General features: G+C 63.8%; 20 protein-coding genes and 1 pseudogene. 14 read left to right on the top strand and 7 right to left on the bottom strand.

The genetic code is table 11. From position 1 onward, the window contains the following. Window positions 1–22: 22 nt before the first annotated feature. Entirely contained in the window at window positions 23–739 is a 717-nt protein-coding gene (gene rph / locus BPNPMPFG_RS22515; protein WP_258590852.1) for a ribonuclease PH, read from the bottom strand. Between the two features lie 175 nt (window positions 740–914). On the opposite strand from rph, the gene hrcA reads away from it, so the two are divergent. The 6 genes from hrcA to BPNPMPFG_RS22485 all read left to right on the top strand — a co-directional run bounded on the left by hrcA (window position 915) and on the right by BPNPMPFG_RS22485 (window position 6,774). Next, window positions 915–2,000 (top strand): heat-inducible transcriptional repressor HrcA, encoded by a 1,086-nt coding sequence (hrcA, locus tag BPNPMPFG_RS22510; protein WP_258590851.1) that lies wholly within the window; start codon window positions 915–917, stop codon window positions 1,998–2,000. A gap of 74 nt (window positions 2,001–2,074) precedes the next feature. Continuing rightward, window positions 2,075–2,272 (top strand): hypothetical protein, encoded by a 198-nt coding sequence (locus BPNPMPFG_RS22505; RefSeq protein WP_013528634.1) that lies wholly within the window; start codon window positions 2,075–2,077, stop codon window positions 2,270–2,272. A 232-nt stretch (window positions 2,273–2,504) separates the two neighbouring features. After that, complete coding sequence (locus tag BPNPMPFG_RS22500) at window positions 2,505–3,869, top strand: PQQ-dependent sugar dehydrogenase (protein WP_258590850.1); 1,365 nt, start codon at window positions 2,505–2,507, stop codon at window positions 3,867–3,869. A 282-nt stretch (window positions 3,870–4,151) separates the two neighbouring features. Further along, on the top strand, window positions 4,152–4,769 hold the full coding sequence (locus BPNPMPFG_RS22495) for a LysE family translocator (protein WP_258590849.1): 618 nt from the start codon (window positions 4,152–4,154) through the stop codon (window positions 4,767–4,769). Between the two features lie 197 nt (window positions 4,770–4,966). Continuing rightward, window positions 4,967–5,947 (top strand): cysteine synthase A, encoded by a 981-nt coding sequence (gene cysK, locus BPNPMPFG_RS22490; protein WP_258590848.1) that lies wholly within the window; start codon window positions 4,967–4,969, stop codon window positions 5,945–5,947. A gap of 200 nt (window positions 5,948–6,147) precedes the next feature. Next, window positions 6,148–6,774: a glutathione S-transferase family protein gene (locus tag BPNPMPFG_RS22485; RefSeq protein ID WP_258590847.1), complete on the top strand. Its 627-nt coding sequence runs from the start codon at window positions 6,148–6,150 to the stop codon at window positions 6,772–6,774. Window positions 6,775–6,792: 18 nt separating this feature from the next. On the opposite strand, the gene BPNPMPFG_RS22480 is transcribed toward BPNPMPFG_RS22485, so the two are convergent. Together BPNPMPFG_RS22480 and BPNPMPFG_RS22475 are read right to left on the bottom strand one after the other, a co-directional pair. Beyond that, entirely contained in the window at window positions 6,793–8,040 is a 1,248-nt protein-coding gene (locus BPNPMPFG_RS22480; protein ID WP_258590846.1) for an RNA polymerase sigma factor, read from the bottom strand. Continuing rightward, window positions 8,037–8,411, bottom strand: coding sequence for a YciI family protein (locus tag BPNPMPFG_RS22475; protein ID WP_258590845.1), 375 nt, complete (start codon window positions 8,409–8,411; stop codon window positions 8,037–8,039). The genes BPNPMPFG_RS22480 and BPNPMPFG_RS22475 overlap by 4 nt, the downstream gene beginning before the upstream one ends. A 320-nt stretch (window positions 8,412–8,731) precedes the next feature. On the opposite strand from BPNPMPFG_RS22475, the pseudogene BPNPMPFG_RS22470 reads away from it, so the two are divergent. Beyond that, a pseudogene (locus BPNPMPFG_RS22470) lies at window positions 8,732–8,845 on the top strand (TAXI family TRAP transporter solute-binding subunit); the annotation flags it as partial. A 280-nt stretch (window positions 8,846–9,125) separates the two neighbouring features. Here the strand turns inward: BPNPMPFG_RS22470 and BPNPMPFG_RS22465 are convergent. Further along, the gene (locus BPNPMPFG_RS22465) at window positions 9,126–9,599 is read right to left on the bottom strand and encodes a thiol-disulfide oxidoreductase DCC family protein (protein WP_413776799.1); all 474 of its coding nucleotides are present in this window, start codon (window positions 9,597–9,599) and stop codon (window positions 9,126–9,128) included. Window positions 9,600–9,778: 179 nt separating this feature from the next. Next, entirely contained in the window at window positions 9,779–9,925 is a 147-nt protein-coding gene (locus BPNPMPFG_RS22460) for a hypothetical protein (RefSeq protein WP_111545360.1), read from the bottom strand. Between the two features lie 377 nt (window positions 9,926–10,302). Between BPNPMPFG_RS22460 and ku the strand changes: the two genes are divergently transcribed. Continuing rightward, a complete protein-coding gene (gene ku / locus BPNPMPFG_RS22455; protein WP_258590844.1) occupies window positions 10,303–11,169 on the top strand; it encodes a non-homologous end joining protein Ku in 867 nt (288 codons plus the stop codon). Window positions 11,170–11,181: 12 nt separating this feature from the next. Further along, complete coding sequence (ligD, locus tag BPNPMPFG_RS22450; RefSeq protein ID WP_258590843.1) at window positions 11,182–13,734, top strand: DNA ligase D; 2,553 nt, start codon at window positions 11,182–11,184, stop codon at window positions 13,732–13,734. 207 nt (window positions 13,735–13,941) lie between these two features. Here the strand turns inward: ligD and BPNPMPFG_RS22445 are convergent, their stop codons facing one another. Next, complete coding sequence (locus BPNPMPFG_RS22445; RefSeq protein ID WP_258590842.1) at window positions 13,942–14,616, bottom strand: ArsR/SmtB family transcription factor; 675 nt, start codon at window positions 14,614–14,616, stop codon at window positions 13,942–13,944. A 67-nt stretch (window positions 14,617–14,683) separates the two neighbouring features. On the opposite strand from BPNPMPFG_RS22445, the gene BPNPMPFG_RS22440 reads away from it, so the two are divergent. The 3 genes from BPNPMPFG_RS22440 to BPNPMPFG_RS22430 all read left to right on the top strand — a co-directional run bounded on the left by BPNPMPFG_RS22440 (window position 14,684) and on the right by BPNPMPFG_RS22430 (window position 15,663). Next, entirely contained in the window at window positions 14,684–14,893 is a 210-nt protein-coding gene (locus tag BPNPMPFG_RS22440; RefSeq protein WP_258590841.1) for a DUF1127 domain-containing protein, read from the top strand. Window positions 14,894–14,989: 96 nt separating this feature from the next. Next, entirely contained in the window at window positions 14,990–15,322 is a 333-nt protein-coding gene (locus BPNPMPFG_RS22435) for an NIPSNAP family protein (RefSeq protein WP_258590840.1), read from the top strand. Next, a complete protein-coding gene (locus BPNPMPFG_RS22430) occupies window positions 15,319–15,663 on the top strand; it encodes an antibiotic biosynthesis monooxygenase family protein (protein ID WP_258590839.1) in 345 nt (114 codons plus the stop codon). Before BPNPMPFG_RS22435 ends, BPNPMPFG_RS22430 begins: the two co-directional genes overlap by 4 nt. Window positions 15,664–15,833: 170 nt before the next feature. Here BPNPMPFG_RS22430 and mbfA read toward each other — a convergent pair whose 3' ends face one another. Then, window positions 15,834–16,817 carry an iron exporter MbfA gene (mbfA, locus tag BPNPMPFG_RS22425; protein WP_258590838.1) on the bottom strand — a complete coding sequence of 328 codons (984 nt, stop codon included), beginning with the start codon at window positions 16,815–16,817 and terminating at the stop codon, window positions 15,834–15,836. Window positions 16,818–16,992: 175 nt separating this feature from the next. Between mbfA and BPNPMPFG_RS22420 the strand changes: the two genes are divergently transcribed. Then, window positions 16,993–17,316, top strand: a complete 324-nt coding sequence (locus BPNPMPFG_RS22420) for a hypothetical protein (RefSeq protein WP_258590837.1) — start codon at window positions 16,993–16,995, stop codon at window positions 17,314–17,316. Window positions 17,317–17,657: 341 nt separating this feature from the next. Then, window positions 17,658–18,635 carry a threonine/serine dehydratase family protein gene (locus BPNPMPFG_RS22415; protein WP_258596864.1) on the top strand — a complete coding sequence of 326 codons (978 nt, stop codon included), beginning with the start codon at window positions 17,658–17,660 and terminating at the stop codon, window positions 18,633–18,635. Window positions 18,636–18,727: the final 92 nt, after the last annotated feature.

Below are 18,727 nucleotides of genomic sequence, written 5' to 3'. Positions count from 1 at the left end.
GCTCAAGCTCGGCATTTGAAACCTAAGCCACCGCCATCTGCTGCAGGCTGACCAGGCGCTGGATGCCTTTCTTGGCCAGGCCCATCAGGGACGCGAATTGATCCTCGGAGAAAGGCTCGCCCTCGGCGGTGCCCTGAATCTCGACGATGCCACCCTTGCCGGTCATGACGAAATTGGCGTCGGTACCGGCCGAGGAATCCTCGACATAATCGAGGTCGATGACCGGCTGGCCGTCATGGATGCCGCAGGAAATCGCCGCGACATGGTCCTTCAGCACCTTGGCGACGCTGGCCATCTGGCGGGCTTCCATCCAGCGCAGGCAATCGTACAGCGCCACCCAGCCGCCGGTGATCGAGGCGGTGCGGGTGCCGCCATCGGCCTGGATGACGTCGCAGTCGACGGTGATCTGCTGCTCGCCCAGCGCCTGCAGGTCGACCACGGCGCGCAGCGAGCGGCCGATCAGCCGCTGGATTTCCAGCGTGCGGCCACCCTGCTTGCCGGCGGAAGCCTCGCGGCGCATGCGCTCGCCGGTCGAGCGCGGCAGCATGCCGTATTCCGCCGTCACCCAGCCCTTGCCGGAATTGCGCATCCAGCCCGGCACCTTCTCCTCGAGGCTGGCGGTGCACAGGACGTGCGTGTCGCCGAACTTCACCAGGCACGAGCCTTCGGCATGCTTGGAGACGCCGCGCTCGAAGGAGATGGCGCGCATTTCGTCGAATTGGCGTTTGGAGGGGCGCATTCAGGCTTCTTTCTTAGTCATTTTTAGGATTCTTGGCCGGCTTGTAACCACATGGCGCGCGCGGCGCAAAGGAAAATGGCCGGTGATCTGACTCAGACACCAGGGTGATCTGACAGACACCGGTTGCGCGGGCCCTAGTGAAGTCTATATCCTTGGGCCGGAGGTTTTTGGCGCAATGACCAAGGCAGTTGCCGAACCCAGTCCGCTGTCGCCCGCGCTGCAGTCGCTCGACATGCGTTCGCGCGACATCTTTCGGCGCATCGTCGATTCCTACCTGAAGGGCGGCGAACCGGTGGGATCACGCAGCCTGTCGCGCATCCTGCCGTCCTCGCTGTCGCCGGCCACCATCCGCAACGTGATGAGCGATCTCGAGCATCTCGGCCTGATCTACGCGCCGCACATCTCGGCCGGCCGGCTGCCGACGCAGGCTGGCCTGCGTTTCTTCGTCGATGCCTTCATGGAGCTTGGCGACCTCTCCGACGAGGAGCGCCGCACCATCGAGGCGCAGGTGCGGGCGTCCGGCTCGGGTGCGACGCTGGAACATATGCTGACCGAAGCCAGCCAGATGCTGTCGGGCATGTCGCGCGGCGCCGGCCTGGTGCTCGCCGCCAAGAACGAGGTGGCGCTCAAGCATATCGAATTTATCCAGCTGGAGCCGACCAAGGCATTGGCGGTGCTGGTGTCGCAAAACGGCGATGTCGAAAACCGCGTCGTCGACCTGCCGGCGGGCATCACCATCTCGCAACTGCACGAAGCCTCGAATTTCCTCAACGCCCATATCCGCGGCCGCACGCTGGCCGAAGCGCGGGTCGAGATCGCCCGCATCAAGGAAGAGACAAGGGCCGCGCTCGACACGCTGTCGCAGGACCTCGTCGAGAAGGGGCTGGCGGTGTGGGCCGGCGCCGACAGCGGCCTGCCGGCGCGGCTCATCGTGCGCGGCCGCGCCAATCTGCTCGAAAACGTCACCGCCCAGGCCGATATCGAATTGTTGCGCCACCTGTTCGAGGACATGGAGACACAGGATGGGCTGATCCAGCTGCTCGACCTTGCCGAGGAGGGATCGGGCGTGCGCATCTTCATCGGCTCGGAAAACAAGCTGTTTTCGCTGTCGGGCTCGTCGCTGGTGGTCGCACCCTATCGCGACAAGGATGCCCGCGTCGTCGGCGCACTCGGCGTCATCGGCCCGACCCGGCTCAACTATGCCCGCATCGTGCCGATGGTCGACTATACGGCGCAGCTGATTTCCCGCATGCTGCGTTAGGTGTATCGATATTCAGGTGAGGCCGGCCTGCAAATGGCGGCTTCCTGCGCTTCCAGACTTCCGAGGAGAAAACAATGGCGCTCGAAGAATTCAAGGCCCGGATCAGCCTGCTGCTCGAAGAGATGGTCAACCAGCCGGAAGACCAGCACGAAATCCAGGAGCAGCTGCGCGAGAAACTGCGGGAGATGCGCGCCATGGGCCTGCCGCTGCCGGCCGATCTCGTCGAACTGGAAAAACGCCTCGACGACGATTTCTACGCCGCCGGCACTTAGAGCGATTCATCGTTTCACGGAACCGCTCTATCGCTTTGTTTTGACGCAATTCCCCAGGGGAAAGCGCTACGCGCTTTTCCTGGGAAAACCGTTTCACACTTTTCCTGGGATTGTTCTTAAGGCTGGAACCCGCCGTTTCGCTTCAACTCCTCGTGTGCAGCGGAACGATCGGCGAAACCGCCCGTTCGTCCTCTTCGCATCCTGTCTCTGTGACCAGGGTTCGGAGGACAGAATGATCCGATTGCTGGCGATTCCCGCCGCATTGTTTCTCACAGCCGCGGCATTCGCCCAGCAAGCGGACCAGCCGGTGCTGAAGGGTGCGGCTGCCTTCGGCGACTGGCGTGCCGACAGGCCAGGCGTGCGCCGCCTGATCAAGCCGGAAGACCTGCCAAGACCCTACGCCACCAAATCCGCCTCGAACAGCGCCGGCCTGGTCGACAGGCCGGCAAGTGCCAAGCCTAAACTGCCGGCGGGCTTTTCGGCCGAGCTGATCGCGTCGGGCATCGACAATCCGCGCGTCGTGCGCATCGCGCCGAACGGCGACCTGTTCGTCGCCGACAGCGAGGCCAACCAGATCCGCGTCTATCGCCTGACCGAGGGCAGCGCGAAGCCAGCGAAGGACGGCGTCTTTGCCGGCAATCTCAACCAGCCCTACGGCATTGCTTTCTACCCGCCGGGCAATGACCCGCAATGGGTCTATGTCGCCAACAGCGACAGCATCGTGCGCTTTGCCTACCGCAACGGCGACCTGAAAGCCGCCGGCGAGCCGGAGACGATCGTCGACAACATTCCTGCCAATCATCACTGGACCCGGGACATCGCGTTCTCGCCGGACGGCAAGACGCTCTATCTGTCGGTCGGCTCGGGTTCGAACGTCGCCGAGGATATGGCAAAGGAGCCGGAGGGCGGGCTCGACGCCTGGGCGAAGTCGAAGCCGCTCGGCGCCACATGGGGGTCCGAAGACGGCCGCGCCGACGTGCTGGCCTTCGACCCCGACGGCAAGAACGAACGCATCGTCGCCACCGGCCTGCGCAACTGCTCGGGCATGACCGTCCAGCCGGCGACCGGCGCGCTCTGGTGCGTCGTCAACGAGCGCGATGCGCTGGGCGACAATGTGCCGTTCGATTACGCAACGGCCGTCAAGGACGGCGCTTTCTACGGCTGGCCCTGGTATTATGTCGGCAACAATGAAGATCCGCGCCACAAGGGCGAACGCCCCGACCTCGCCGGCAAGGCGGATATTCCCGATGTGCTGGTACAGGCGCATTCGGCGCCGCTCAACATCGCCTTCTACGACGGAAAGGACTTTGGCCCCGGTTCCGGCTTTCCGGCCGAATACAAAGGCGACGCCTTTGTCGCCCTGCACGGTTCATGGAACCGCGGCAACAGGACCGGGTACAAGGTGGTGAGATTGCTGTTCAGGGACGGCAAGCCGACCGGCGCGTACGAGGACTTCATGATCGGTTTCGTCGTCTCCAACGGCGAGGTCTGGGGTCGGCCGGTCGGGGTGGCGGTGGCCCGGGATGGCGCGCTGATCGTGACCGAGGACGGCAACGGCACCATCTGGCGCGTCACCTATGGCCAAGGTCGGTCCTGAGAATCTGCCTGAGGGGCGCAGGCCCCCTCACCCGGATTGCCGAAACCGAATTGCAAAAGGGCAATTCGGGGCAATCCGACCTCTCCCCGAGGGGAGAGGAGCTTACTAGCGCCGGCTCTTTTCTCTTCTCCCCCACGGGGAGAAGGTGGCCGCGAAGCGGCCGGATGAGGGGGCCTTCTTCGCGTGTTGCAGCGATACCTGGTGCAATGGAATCCGGCCCCCAGGGAATTCAATTCTGGTCCGTTCCATGCGACAAGGCATTTCTGACCCGGGACCAATGCCATGACCCTCACCGGCTTCCTCGCCTACAGTGCCGCTCTCGGCATCGCCGCGGCCATTCCCGGCCCCGGCATCACCGCGCTTGTCGCCCGCGCGCTCGGCTCCGGCTTCCGTTCGTCGCTGGCGATGTCCTTTGGCCTGATGCTTGGCGACCTCACCTACCTGACCGCCGTGGTGCTCGGTCTCGCCTTCGTCGCGCAGAGCTTCGGCATGGTTTTCCTGGCCATCAAATGGCTTGGTGTCGCCTACCTCGCCTACCTTGGCTGGCGCTTCTGGACCAGCGGCATCACGCCGGAGACGGTCGAGGCCAGGAAGGGCAAGGGCGGGCTGGTTTCGAGCTTCATCGCCGGCCTCACCGTCACGCTCGGCAATCCGAAGACGATGATCTTCTACTTGGCGATCACGCCGACCATCGTCGATCTGAAGACCATCACGCTGGCCGATTACGGCATTCTCGTCGCGCTGACGATCGTCGTGCTGCTGGTGGTGCTGGTGCCCTATCTGGCGCTGGCGGCCAAGGCGCGCTGGTTCCTGAAATCGCCGCGCGCGCTGAAAGCCCTGAACCGCACCGCCGCCGGCTTCATGGTCGGCGCGGCAGCGGCGATTGCCGCCCGCCAATAGAGGCCTTTCGGCCAAAACATTCCAACGACGGGCTTTTGCGGGAAACGCTTTTCCGGGGCAGAGCTGTTTTAGACACGGGGCCCACTCGGATATTTTCGGCCGACAGTCTATGTTGCGCCGCTGAAAGCCTTATCTTGGCGGCTGGAATGCCATTTGCCTGAAATTCTCACTTGCCTGAAATTCTGGGAGCGAAACCAATGAACAAGCCCGTCACATCAGCCCGTGTGCCCGGCCGCGGCCGCGTCTACGATTCCATCACCGACACGATCGGCGACACGCCGCTGGTGCGGCTCGACAAGTTCGCCAAGGAAAAGGGCATCGTCGCCAATCTCATTGCCAAGCTCGAATTCTTCAATCCGATCGCCTCGGTCAAGGACCGCATCGGCGTGGCAATGATCGAAGCGCTGGAGGCGGCCGGCAAGATTTCCCCCGGCAAGACGACGCTGGTCGAACCGACATCCGGCAACACCGGCATCGCGCTCGCCTTCGCCGCTGCAGCCAAGGGCTACAAGCTGATCCTGACGATGCCGGAAACGATGTCGATCGAGCGCCGAAAGATGCTGGCGCTGCTCGGCGCCGAACTGGTGCTGACCGAAGGCCCGAAAGGCATGAAGGGCGCCATCGCCAAGGCCGACGAACTGGCGGCGACGATCCCCAACGCGGTCATCCCGCAGCAGTTCGAAAACCCCGCCAATCCGGAAATCCACCGCACGACCACGGCCGAGGAGATCTGGAACGATACGCATGGCGAGGTCGATATCTTCGTCGCCGGCATCGGCACCGGCGGCACCATCACCGGCGTCGGCCAGGTGCTGAAGAAGCGCAAGCCCTCGGTGCATGTCGTCGCCGTCGAGCCGGAATCCTCGCCGGTGCTGTCGGGTGGCCAGCCCGGCCCGCACAAGATCCAGGGCATCGGCGCCGGCTTTGCGCCAAAAATCCTCGACACCACGATCTATGACGAGATCGTCAAGGTCTCGAACGAGGATTCGGTCGCCAATGCCCGCCTCGTCGCCCGCCTCGAAGGCGTGCCGGTCGGCATCTCGTCGGGCGCCGCCCTGCAGGCGGCAATCGTCGTCGGCTCGCGGCCGGAGAACAAGGGCAAGAACCTGGTGGTGATCATCCCGTCCTTCGCCGAGCGCTATCTGTCGACGATTCTGTTTGAGGGGTTGGGGGCGTAGGTCTCGACACGCACACAGGGAAACGCCGCGATCCTTCGCGCCCCCCTCTGCCCGGCAGGACAGAGGGGGCGCTGTCCCGCCAACGCTGCAATCTGGCCCGCTGAAAATCCACCCGTGGCGGTCACTGCCTGCTTGAGCGGAACCCTGCTTCCGGTTCATATCGCCCCAGGCTCGCCCTGCGCGGGCCGGGGGAGGATTTCATGTACAAGCTCTACACACGTCCGGGCAGCGGCGGCTTCGTCGTCGAGGCAGCGCTGGCGCTGGCGAACGCGCCGTTCGAGCACATAGACGTGCCGAAGACGGACCGGGCCGACCCGGCGTTCCTCGGCATCAGTCCGTTGAACCAGGTGCCGGTGCTGACCTTGCCGGATGGTCGCTCGATCACTGAATCGGCGGCGATCTGCATCCTGCTTGCCGAGCGTCATCCCGACGCCGGCCTGGCGCCGGCGGCCGAGGCGCCGGCGCGCGCCGACTTCCTGCGCTGGATGGCCTTCATGTCGTCGGTGCTCTATCCGGCGGTGCTGCGTTTCTACTACGCCTACCGCTACACGACCGATGCCGACGGCACGAAGGCGGTCAAGCAGGCGGCCGTCGCCGAGATGGACCGCGGCTTCGCCGTTGTCGATGCCGCTCTCGAGGACCGCGACTGGCTGGTCGGCGACCTGATGTCGCTGGCCGACATCTACCTCGTCATGCTGGTGGCCTGGTATCCCGACGTCGACAGAGCGCGAACGGCCTGGCCGAACATTGAACGGCTATGGTCCGCGTTGCGGGCGCATCCGCTGATGAAAACGCTCAACATGTCGCATGAGATGTGGCCCGCGTGACCGGATTACCGACGAAGCTTAATTTCTGAGCGCTGCCCGTTTTCCTTGCAGGAAGCGGCGCACCGCCGCGTCGCGTTCGAGGCCGATCGCGCGATCATAGGCCTCGGAAGCCTGCGGTACCTGCCCGAGCCGAGCCAAAAGACCGGCACGCGCCGCCCAATAGGGTTGATAGTCGGCAAGCCGCTCGTCGTCACCCAGCACGTAAAGGGCCGCCAGCCCCGCCACGGCGCCTTCAACCTCGGCGATCGCCACCGCGCGGTTGATCGCCACCACCGGCGATCCAACGATCGAAAGCAGCGCGTCATAGAGCTCGCGGATTGCCACCCAGTCGGTGCGGCCCGTCAGCCGTCGCGCCGCATGTGCGGACTGCACGGCGGCTTCGAGCTGATAACGGCCGATGACACCCATGGTGGCGGCGCGGCGGAGCAGGGATTCCGCCTCGTCGATCAAGGCGGCGTCCCATTTCGCGCATTTCTGCTCGGCGAGCGGCACATAATCTCCAGCCGCATCACGCCGTGCCGGGCGGCGCGCCTCGGCAAACAGCATCAGCGACAGCAGGCCAAGCGCCTCAGGCTCCTCCGGCATCAGCGACGCGACCAGCCGGCCGAGCCAGATGCCTTCGGTCGCCAGGTTGCGCCCTCGCGTCTCGGTGCCGGCCGGGTCGGACCAGCCTTCCGCGAAGGCGGCGTAGATGGCTTCCAGCACCGCGTCCAGCCGTTCGCCGAGTTCGGCCCGCTCCGGTATGCGGAACGGAATACCGGTTTCCCGGATGCGGGTCTTGGCGCGCACCAGGCGCTGGCCCATGGTTGCCGGCGAGACAAGGAAGGCAGAAGCGATCGTGGCCGCGTCGAACCCCAGGACGGTCTGCAGGATCAGCGGCGAGCGCACGCCGGCTTCGATGGCCGGATGAGCGCAGGCAAACATCAGCCGCAACCGTTCGTCGGGCAGGTCTTCGTCGGTCATGCGCGCCTCCATCTCCTGCGCGATCAGCTTGAGGTGATCGCGGCCGGCCTCGCTGGTCAGCCGCCGCCTAACCGCATCGACGCGCCGGCGCCGCGCCACCGCCAGCAACCAGGCTTCCGGCTTGTCGGGCACGCCGGTTCGCGGCCAGTGTTCGAGCGCCGCGGCAAAGGCATCGGCCAGCGCGTCTTCGGCGCCGGCCACGTCGCGGGACCGGGCGGAGAGATAGGCGATCAGCTTGCCGTAGCTCTGCCGGGCGGCGGCCTCTGCTGCCGCCCGCGCAGTGTCTGGCCCGACGGCTGTCACGCCGCGTAATCTTTCATGTATTCTGCCATCGGCCAGATCGGCCGCACTTCCATGGTGCCGGCGCTGGCACCGGGACAGCGCGCCGCCCACGAAATCGCCGCGTCCATGTCGGGCGCCTCGATCAAATAGTAGCCGCCGAGTTGCTCCTTGGTATCGGCATAGGGGCCGTCAATCACATTGGTCTTGCCGCCGGCCACCCGTACGGTGGTTGCTATCTTCGTCGGTTTCAATCGCTCACCGGCCAAGAACACACCGGCCTTCTTCATCGCTTCGGTATAAGCGCCATAGGCGACGCTCATCTGGGTGAGCGCCTCCTTGGGCGCGGCTGCCATTCCGGCTTCGCTGGAATAGATAAGAAGCAGATACTGCATGGTCATCTCCCGTGTTATTCATGGCCGCGTCGTTGCGAGCCGGACGTATGTCGCGCGGCAGTGCCCGATTTCGACAGGCTGCATAAAAAACTTTCGGCTCCGATCGCTTTTTGTGCAAGCCGCCATCTGTTTTCCTGGTCCCTCAACCGTTCGTCTAACCAGCACAATCGCGGGTTGCGGATCACTGTCTAAACTCGCCCCGGTTCGCATCCAAAGCGCGTCGCATTTGAGCGGATTCAGGCGACGCGCTTTAGCTCCATGCATGTCGTTCTCGCAAAACCGGAGCCACTTTTGCTCGACATGCATTGGGGGGCGGGTGCGGCGACTCCGGCGTCTACTATCCGCTCGGCGTCGCGCTGTCGGAAATCTACGGCAAGGGCATCGAGGGCGCCCGCACCCAGGTGCAGGCGACCAAGGCTTCGGTCGAAAACCTCACAGCTGGACGCTGTGCACGGTTCAGCGTTGCCGGGACTCGGCAAGGCGGCTGGCGGCACGATTGTGCTGGAGCCGTGTACGCCAGACCATGATCCCGAAAAGTGGAATCCGGTTTTCGGCAAAGATCATGGCCAAACAGAAAGAGATGGCTCGAGCCAGCCGCGATAGCGCACGATCAATCCGGTGAGCGGATGTGAAATTGGATGATGCGGCCGCCAAAAGTGCCGTAGCCGCCGACAATGAGAAGTTTCATCCAGCGCTCCCCCAGAGCCACTCTTTCTAGTCCAGGAACCGCTCCCGCAGCTCTGCCGACGGAATGTCGCAACTGTCCTTCCTGCCGAACAGGGCGTAGCGATTCTTGGCGATGCGGTCGTAAAGCCAATTGCGCAGCGGGCGCGGCAGCAGCAACAGCAGCTTGGCTGCCCGCCATGGCCAGCCAAGCTCCGCCATGACGGCGACCAAGCTGTCGAGCTGCGTGAAGGCGAGGCCGCCGACCAAGACGAGATTGGTTTCGTAGGAGTCCGTGCGCAGCCCGTGCTTTTTGAACAGCGCTTCGCCGAAGGGTGACTGCGCGGTGGCGAAGCGGAAGCGGCTTTGACGGTCGAGCCTGACCACCATGCGCACGAAGCTGGAGCACAGCACGCAGACGCCGTCGAAGACGATCAGCGGATGGCTTGCAACGAAGGGTTCAGAGGGACGGCCTGACTTGGGTCGACTTGAATGGGGCCGACCTGAATGGGGAAAATCGGTCACGCGGGCCTCGGCTGCTTGTGTCCGACGACACTAAGCCAGCCGCGGGCGGCATCAAAGCCGTGGCGATGTCGCACGCCGCCTGTCGGAGAGAGCGGGACGCTCGGCACGATAGGTGGTGGCGCGGGTAGAGGCGGCCGGCCTGCAGATCCGGCTGTCGTGGCGGCTCTCGAAGGTCATGATCAGTGCGCGCTGACGCCGAGCGAGTTGCCGCGACGCGCACAGGCCGGGCCGGGGCCGCGCATGTAGTAGCGCTCGGGCCGATAGGTCGGCGCGACGAATTCGCGAATGGCGGCGGCATAGCCGATGAGGTGCGTGAGGAAGTTCATTGTACCTGTCCCTGTCCCGATTTTCGGATGTCCCTTCCGATTTGCGGGCATCATAGCGTCGAGGCGTGAATAGTCGGTGAACACGATGTTAATATCTGGTCGAAAAGGCCTTGGTTCGTGGCCGGAATGCGGCTGATTCGGGGTCTTTCCGTGTGGTTCGTCGGCATTCCGGCCAATGTGACTTTTGCATCACATATGTTTCGTTTGAATGTCGCCCGCGCGCGGTTCTGTTTCAATTTTTGCCGCGTTTGCGAAATTTCCATGCTGGCCGCCACGGCGCCTCAGGCGCACCTTGGCATCCAGATCGTCGGGCTTGGCGGAACTGGAGCGGGGTCTGTCCGTTCTCACCTTCATCTGGTTGTTGAAGGGAAGATATCATGGCGCCGCGTCCAGCCTGGAAGGGCTATCTGAAGCTGTCGCTGGTCACCTGTGCCGTCGAGCTGACCAATGTCGTCACCCACACCGAGAAAGTCTCGTTCCGGGTGCTGAACCGCAAGACCGGCAACACGGTGAAGCGCATCTATGTCGATGCCGAAACCGACAAGCCGCTTGGCGACGGCGACGAGATCAAGGGCTACGAAGTCGACGACGGTGATTTCGTCCACATCGAGGAAGACGAGATCGAGGGGGTGCAGATCGAGTCCTCGCACACGATGGCGCTCGATGGCTTCGTCGACAAATCCTCGATCGAGCAGATCTATCTCGACACGCCCTATTATGTCGCGCCGGCCGACAAGGTGTCGGAGGAGGCATTCGCAGTCATCCGTGACGCCATGGCGGGCAAGAAGATGGCCGGGCTGGCGCGCATCGTGCTCTATCAGCGCGAGCGCCCGGTGGTGATCGAACCGCTGGGCAAGGGCATGGTGCTGACGACGCTGCGCTACGACAACACGGTGCGGCAGCCGGACACCGTCTTCGGTGACATCCAGTCGGTCAAGACCGACCAGGAAATGACCGAGTTGGCCGAGCTGATCATCGACAAGAAGAAAGCCAAGTTCGATCCCTCGAAATTCGACGACAAATACGAGGACGCACTGCTCGAGCTGATCCGCGCCAAGAAAGCCGGCAAGAAGGCGCCGAAGGCGAAGGCCGCTCCCAAGCCCTCCAATGTCGTCAACCTGTTCGACGCGCTGAAGAAGAGCCTGTCGTCGGATGGCGGTTCATCGAAGGGTTCCACGTCGGCGAAAGCCCAACCGGCGGCCAAACGCATCAAGCCGGGCGCGCCCAAGCGCAAATCGGCCTGAGGATATCAAGCCATGGCCAGCCTCGAACAGTACCACTCCAAGCGCGATTTCAAGAAGACCGCCGAGCCGGCCGGCAAGGTCGCGCGCAGAAAGAGCGAGGCGGGCGGCATCTTCGTCACCCACAAGCACGCCGCGACAAGGCTGCATTACGACCTTCGGCTGGAGCATGACGGCGTGCTGTGGAGCTGGGCCGTCACACGCGGCCCGAGCCTCGACCCGCATGAGAAGCGGCTGGCCGTGCATGTCGAGGATCATCCGATCGACTACGCGCCGTTCGAGGGCACCATTCCCAAGGGCGAATATGGCGGCGGCTCGGTCATCGTCTGGGACGAGGGCACCTGGGTTCCCGAGATCGACCCGGCCAAGGCGATGAAAAAAGGCCATATCAGCTTCGAACTCAACGGCCACAAATTGCATGGGCTTTGGCATCTCGTGCGGCTGAAGCCGCGCGCGGGCGAAAAGCGGGACAACTGGCTGCTGATCAAGTCGGACGACGCCGCTGCGCGACCCGGCGAGGATATTCTGAAGGAGGCACCGGAATCGGTGAAGTCCGGCCTGACGATCGAGGAGGTCGGCGAGGGCAAGGCTGCCAAGGGCGAGAGGCCGAAAGTCTGGCATTCCAACAAGCCGGCCGCCGGCAAGGCAAAGGCCGGCAAGCGCCTCGACTTTGTCGAGCCGCAGCTCGCCACGCTGGAGCGGGATGCGCCCGCCGGCAAGGACTGGCTGCACGAGGTGAAGTTCGACGGCTATCGGATGCAAGCGCAAATCGCCGGCACCGAAGTGCGGCTGCTCACCCGCACCGGTCTCGACTGGACGGAAAAGTTCGGCGATGCGATCGCCACGGAACTCGCCGGCTTGAAATGCAGCGACGCCATCATCGACGGCGAGATCGTTGTGCTGGCCGGCAGCGGTGTTTCGTCCTTCGCGCTGCTGCAGGCGGATCTGTCGGCGAAGCGGACAGATCGCTTCATCTACTATGTCTTCGACCTGATGCGGCTTGACGGCGAGGATTTGCGCGGCGAGCCGCTGGTCGAGCGCAAGCAGGCCTTGCAGGACCTGCTGGGCAAGCGGCCCGAGAATTCGGCAGTCCGTTTCAGCGACCATTTCGCCGAGCCCGGCAAGATCATGCTGGAGCATGCCTGCCGCATGGGACTGGAAGGCGTCGTCTCAAAGCGCGCCGATGCGCCCTATCGCAGCGGGCGCGGCCCGTCCTGGGTGAAGTCTAAATGCACGGCGCGACAGGAATTCGTCATCGGCGGCTATCTGCCGTCGGAAAAGACCGGGCGCGGGCTGCGCTCACTGCTGGTCGGCTATTTTGACGGCGGCAAACTGCATTATGCCGGCCGCGTCGGCACCGGCTTCTCCGCCAAGGGCGCCACCGACTTGAAGACAAAACTCGATGCGCTGAAGGCGAAGGATTCGCCCTTCGACAAGGCCGTGCCGAAGGGCAAGGGCCTGGTCTGGGTGAAGCCGGAGCTTGTCGGCGAAGTGGAGTTCCGCAGCTGGACCTCAGACCGTATAATACGCCACGCCTCGTTCCAGGGATTGCGCGAGGACAAGCCGGCGGAGGAAGTCGTGCAGGAAAAGCCCCAGACATCGACAGGCAAGACATCGACAGGCAAGACATCGACGGGCAAGGCATCGCCAGGCAAGAGCCCGGCCAAGGCCAAGCCGGCAACAAGCGGCGCCACCAGCCCTGCCGGGGCGATGACGACCAGCGTAAAACTCTCTCACCCCGACAAGCTGCTGTGGCCCGACGAAAAAATATCCAAGCAAGGCCTGCTCGACCACTACGCGTCGGTGTGGCCGCGCATGGAACAGTTCATTGTCAACCGGCCGCTCAGCCTGGTGCGGGCGCCGGATGGGGTCGGCGGGCCGCGCTTCTTCCAGAAACATGCCTCGGCCGGCATGAGCGACAAGATCGCCCGGATGAAGGACCCGACGGACGGCGAGGAGATCCTGTTCATCCGCGATTTCGACGGCGTTGCCGCACTTGTCCAGTATGGCGTGGTCGAGATCCACATCTGGGGCTGCATGATCGACCGGCTGGAACAGCCGGACCAGATCATCTTCGATCTCGACCCCGATGAAGGCGTCGACGTGAAGGCGGTGCGCGAGGCGGCACTCGATATCAGAGGCAAGCTCGACGAGCTGTCGCTGCCGAACTTCGTCAAGACATCCGGCGGCAAAGGCTACCATGTCCTAGTACCGTTGAAACCATCGGCGGATTGGGAAGCGGTGAAGACCTTCGCCCATGATTTCGCCAAGGCGCTGGAGCAGGGCTCCCCCAGCCGTTACACCGCGACACTGTCGAAGAAGGCGCGCACCGGAAAGATCTTCGTCGACTATCTACGCAATGGCCGGGGCTCGACCACGGTCGCGCCCTATTCGTCGCGTGCCAAGAAGGGCGCCACCGTATCGATGCCGGTGACATGGGCCGAGATCGAGGCCGGGCTAGCGCCGAACGCTTTCCCGATCGGCGACAAGACGACCTTGAAGCGGCAGGCGGAAGCCGATCCGTGGGTGGATTTTTTCAAGGAGGGGAAGGTGCTGAAGCGGGGGTAGTTTATCCGCACATTAGCAAGCGTAGTGATCCTTCGCGCCCCCCTCTGGCCTGCCGGCCATCTCCCCCTCAAGGGGGGAGATCATGCATTCGGCCGCTTTCGCCAACCATCAACGCTGCAAGGTGAGCGGGACAGCGAAGCCGCCAATCTCCCCCCTTGAGGGGGAGATGCCTGGTAGGGCAGAGGGGGGCGCTGTCCCGCCGCCATCTCAGCCCAGAAACACCCTCTCGAACGCCTGCTTGCCCGGCGGCGAGAAAATCACCGCGCGGCTGTCCTTTTCACGGCGCGCCCATTTTTCCAAAAGGATCTTGTCGAGGATGGCTGCGCCCAGCGTGCCGGCCAGATGCGAGCGCCGCACGCTCCAGTCGAGGCAGGCGCGGCACACCGGGCGGCGCGGCTTGGCATCGATATCGATGCCTATTGCCGCGAAATGCGATGCCGCCGATGGCCCGAGCCTGATCTCCTTGTCGTCGCGCAGCAGAATTTCCTTCTCGACGAGACGATCGAGCATCGCCACGGCCTGCTCGCCGGCCAGGTGGTCGTAGCAGACGCGCGCCACGCGCATGGCACCGTCGCGCGGGCCCGGCCGCACGCGTTTCGGGCCAACGGCTTCCGCGACACCCGTGATGGCTTCGATCATGCCCGCCACCTGCGGGCCGGCAAGGCCGTAGTAGCGATGCCGGCCCTGGCTCGCCAGCGTCAGCAACCCACCTTCCATCAGCTTGCCCAGATGCGAACTGGCCGTTGGCAGCGATACGCCGGCCTCGAGCGCCAGTTCGCTCGCCGTCAATGCCGTGCCGCCCATCAGCGCGTTGAGCATGTTTGCCCGCGCCGGGTCCCCGACCAGGCTGGCAATGCGGGCAATGTCAGGTCCTTCACGCATAGTTCGTTTCTCATCGAAGCATTCTTGTCGATAAGCACTATTCTCCGACCAGATCAAGGAGACGACGATGACAACCGCAACCACTTCCGCACCGTTCCCCAGCCGCCGATCGTTCCCGTTCGTCGCCTGGTTCCGCTCGCGGCCAAGGGCCCGGTGGCATGACCGCCATTTGCAGCGTCTCGACCTTGCCGAGATTGACGATCATTTGCTGCGCGACCTCGGCCTGACCCGGGAAGACGTGCGCCGCGAATGCGCGAAGTCCTTCTGGCAGGCATGACCGCCGAGGGAATTGCCTAGCACATCGATCCTGGGGATGCTTCGACGCCGCTCGAACTATCGACGCAAGATAAATCAACCCGCCAAGGAGACGACCATGACAATCACCTGCTTCATCCGCTATGAGATCGACCCGTTCGGCAAGGCGGCGTTCGAGGAATATGCCCGCAACTGGGGCCAGGCCATTCCGCGCTGCGGCGCCGACCTGATCGGCTATTTCGCGCCGCATGAGGGCTCGGCCACGACGGCCTATGCCGCCTACAACATCGACAGTCTGGCGGCCTACGAGGCCTACCGTGCGCGCCTTGCCGCCGATCCCGCCGGCAAGGCAAACTATGAATTCGCCAAGCGTGAAAGATTCATCCTCAAGGAGGACCGCATCTTCCTGAAGCACGTCTCTGGACCGCATGCGAAACTGGTGTTGCCGTGATCGCCGTCATCTTCGAGGTCGAGCCGGCGGCCGGCAGACGCGATGCCTATCTCGGCATCGCCGCCGATTTGCGCCCGCTGCTCGACGGCATCGATGGGTTTGTCTCGATCGAGCGCTTCCAGAGTCTTGGCGACCCGAACCGCATCCTGTCGCTGTCGTTCTGGCGCGACGAAGAGGCGGTCAAGGCCTGGCGCAACACCGAAGAGCACCGGCAGGCGCAGAAGGCGGGCCGTGGCGGTATCTTTGCCGGCTACCGACTGCGCATCGCGCATGTCGTGCGCGATTATGGGCTGACGGAGAGGACCGAGGCGCCTGCGGACAGCCTGATGGTGAATGGGTGAATAATTAGCGCGGTTCTCCCTTCTCTCCTTGTGGGAGAAGGTGTCGCCGAAGGCGACGAATGAGATGTTCCAGAAAGCACTAACGCCTCACTCCGTCCAACACCCCTCATCCGTCTTGGCGCCGCGCGCCAATCCACCTTCTCCCGCTAGGGGAGAAGGAAGAGGAGCGCTCACGCATTCCCGATCAGCACGCCCGCCGCGAACACCAGCGCGCCGCCCAGCACCACCTGGAAGGCCGCGCGCAGGAAGGGTGTCTGCATATAGCGGTTCTGGACGAAGGCGATGGCCCACAATTCGAAGAACACCACCACCGCGGCAACCGCCGTCGCCGTCCAGAAATGCGGGATGAGATAGGGCAGCGCGTGGCCGAGGCCGCCGAGCGTCGTCATGATGCCGACGGTCAGCCCGCGCTTGATCGGCGAGCCGCGGCCCGACAATTTGCCATCGTCGGACGCGACTTCGGTGAAACCCATCGAAATGCCGGCGCCGATCGAGGCGGCAAGCCCGACCAGAAGCGTCTGCCAGGTGTCATGCGTGGCAAAGGCGGCAGCGAAGATCGGCGCCAGCGTCGACACCGATCCATCCATCAACCCGGCAAGCCCCGGCTGCACATAGGTGAGGATGAACTGGCGCTGCTCGGCGCTCGCTTCTTCTTCCTTGACGGCGCCCGGCACATGTTTCTGTTCCAGCCGCTGCGCCAGCGTCTCATGGCCCTGCTCGGCAATAGCCAAATCGTCGAGCAGTTTGCGGGTCGAGGCGTCGCTGGTGCGCTTGGCCGCCTCGACGTAGAACAAATAGGCGCGCCGTTCCATCGCCTCGGCCTGGTTGCGCACATGCTCGATGCCGAGCGGTCTCACCAGCCAGTCGGGCTTGCGCTCGAAGTAGCCCTTCACATGCTCGCGCCGGATCAGCGGGATGTGCTCGCCGAAACGCTTGCGGAAAAGCTCGATCAGCGCGTCGCGATGGCCGTCCTCTTCCTCGGCCATCTCCTCGAACACCTTTGCCGATTGCGGAAAGTTTTCCGCCAGCCCGTCGGCGTAGGACCGGTAGATGCGCCCGTCATCTTCCTCGGACGAAATGGCCAATGCCAGGATCTCTTGTTCGGAGAGCGATTCGAAGGGGCGGCGGCCGAAGCCGAAAACACGGGAAAGCATGAGGAATTCACCCTAGTTTAGAATGGTTCTAAACTAGGGTTTGACGTGCCCCAGGTCAATTGCGCGCTTGGGTCGCGGTCAAGAATTGTTGAAGCCACCCCGGAAACATCCCTTCATTATCAGCGAATGTTCACCTATATGATGGAACCAGAGCCAAGAAAAAGGGAATCCGCAGATGACGGCAAAACATCCCCCGCACAGCTATGACCCGAAGCCCGTTCTCGACCTCATCGCCAGCATCGAGGCCGATTTGCAGCGCCTGAAAGGCCTCGTCGAACAGCAGGTCGAGAAATTCGATCCCGCCAACCCGCACAACAAGGCCCCGGACGGCAAATTGACCGAAGAGGGCGTCGAGTGCTGCTACCGCATGTTCGACGAGGGCAAATCGCGTTATTCGGTCGCCCAGCAGATGAAGATCTCGTTTGCCGCCGCCACGCACCGCTTCAACAACTGGCGCAAGCTGGGTGGGACCAAGAGGCAGAGGGCTTTGCTTGGATAGGCGGTGATTGGCCGCAGGGCCAGTTGCCGATCTCGGCGCCGCCCCTCATTGCCCTGCCGGGCATTTCTCCCCGTATAGTGACGGGGAGAAAGAAGCTGTCGCCGAGGATTTCGCCAATCACCAGCGTTGCAAGAAAAGCGCCGACCTTACGGCCAGCCCCCTCTCCCCGTCACTATACGGGGAGAGGATGCCGGCAGGCAGGTGAGGGGCAGCGCAAGCGCCAGTTGTTGCTCGCCAAATTTTGTAATTTTGTAGCGGTCACATTTTTTCGTTGGCGCACCACAGTTGTTTGCGGGCATCATAGGAAGACACCTTGCCTTCCACTGGACCTCATATGATTGCTGTCGATCCCTCCCGGCATTGCCGACATCCACCGCGCCGCAGCCAGGCTTGCCGGGCTGATCGTCGAAACCCCCTTGATCGAATCGCAGGAGCTGAACAAGCGTTTCGGCGCCCGCATCCTGTTCAAGCCGGAGACACTGCAGCGCACCGGCTCGTTCAAGTTCCGCGGCGCCTACAACAAGCTGTCGTCGCTCAGCGAAGAAGAGCGTAGCCGTGGCGTCGTCGCCTTCTCGTCGGGCAACCATGCGCAAGGGGTCGCGGCGTCGGCCGCGATGTTCGGCGTCAAGGCGGTCATCGCCATGCCGGCTGACGCGCCGGCGATGAAGATCGGCAATGTCCGCAAGATGGGAGCGGAGGTGGTTCCCTTCGACCGCTTCCGCGACGACCGCATGAGCGTGGTGCGCCCCTACATAGAGAAAGGCATGGTGCTGGTGCCGCCCTTCGACGACCCGGCCATCATCGCCGGCCAGGGCACGATCGGCCTCGAATTGATGCGCCAGGCAAAGGCGCTTGGCGTCAGCCTCGACGCGGTGGTCATTCCCTGCGGTGGCGGTGGCCTGTCGAGCGGCATTTCCGTTGCCGTCAAGGATGCCTCACCGGACACCGCGGTCTGGGCGGTGGAGCCCGAGCATTTCGACGACACCCGCCGTTCGCTGGCCGCCGGCGCCAGGGTTTCGAACGAGCCGGGCCATGCCTCGATCTGCGACGCGATCCTGACCGCCGAGCCCGGCGTGATCACCTTCGAGATCAACCGTAGGAACCTCACTGGTGCCATCGCCGTCTCCGACAAGGCGACGGCGCAGGCTATGCGGGACGCCATGGCCTATCTCAAGCTGGTGGTCGAGCCCGGCGGCTGCGTGGCGCTGGCGGCCCTGTCGTCGGGCGAGATCGAGCTGTCAGGCAAATGCGTCGCCGTGGTGCTGTCCGGCGGCAATGTCGATTTCGGAACTTACGCGGAGATCATGGCGGCGGCTTAACAACACGGCGCAGAATAAGTCGTTCCGTGGCGATCCTTCGCGCCCCCTCTGTCCTGCCGGACATCTCCCCCACAGGTGGGGAGATTGGCCGT

This window comes from Mesorhizobium sp. AR07 (genome assembly GCF_024746815.1).
Lineage (GTDB): Bacteria > Pseudomonadota > Alphaproteobacteria > Rhizobiales > Rhizobiaceae > Mesorhizobium.
This window is presented reverse-complemented; position numbering and strand designations above follow the sequence as displayed.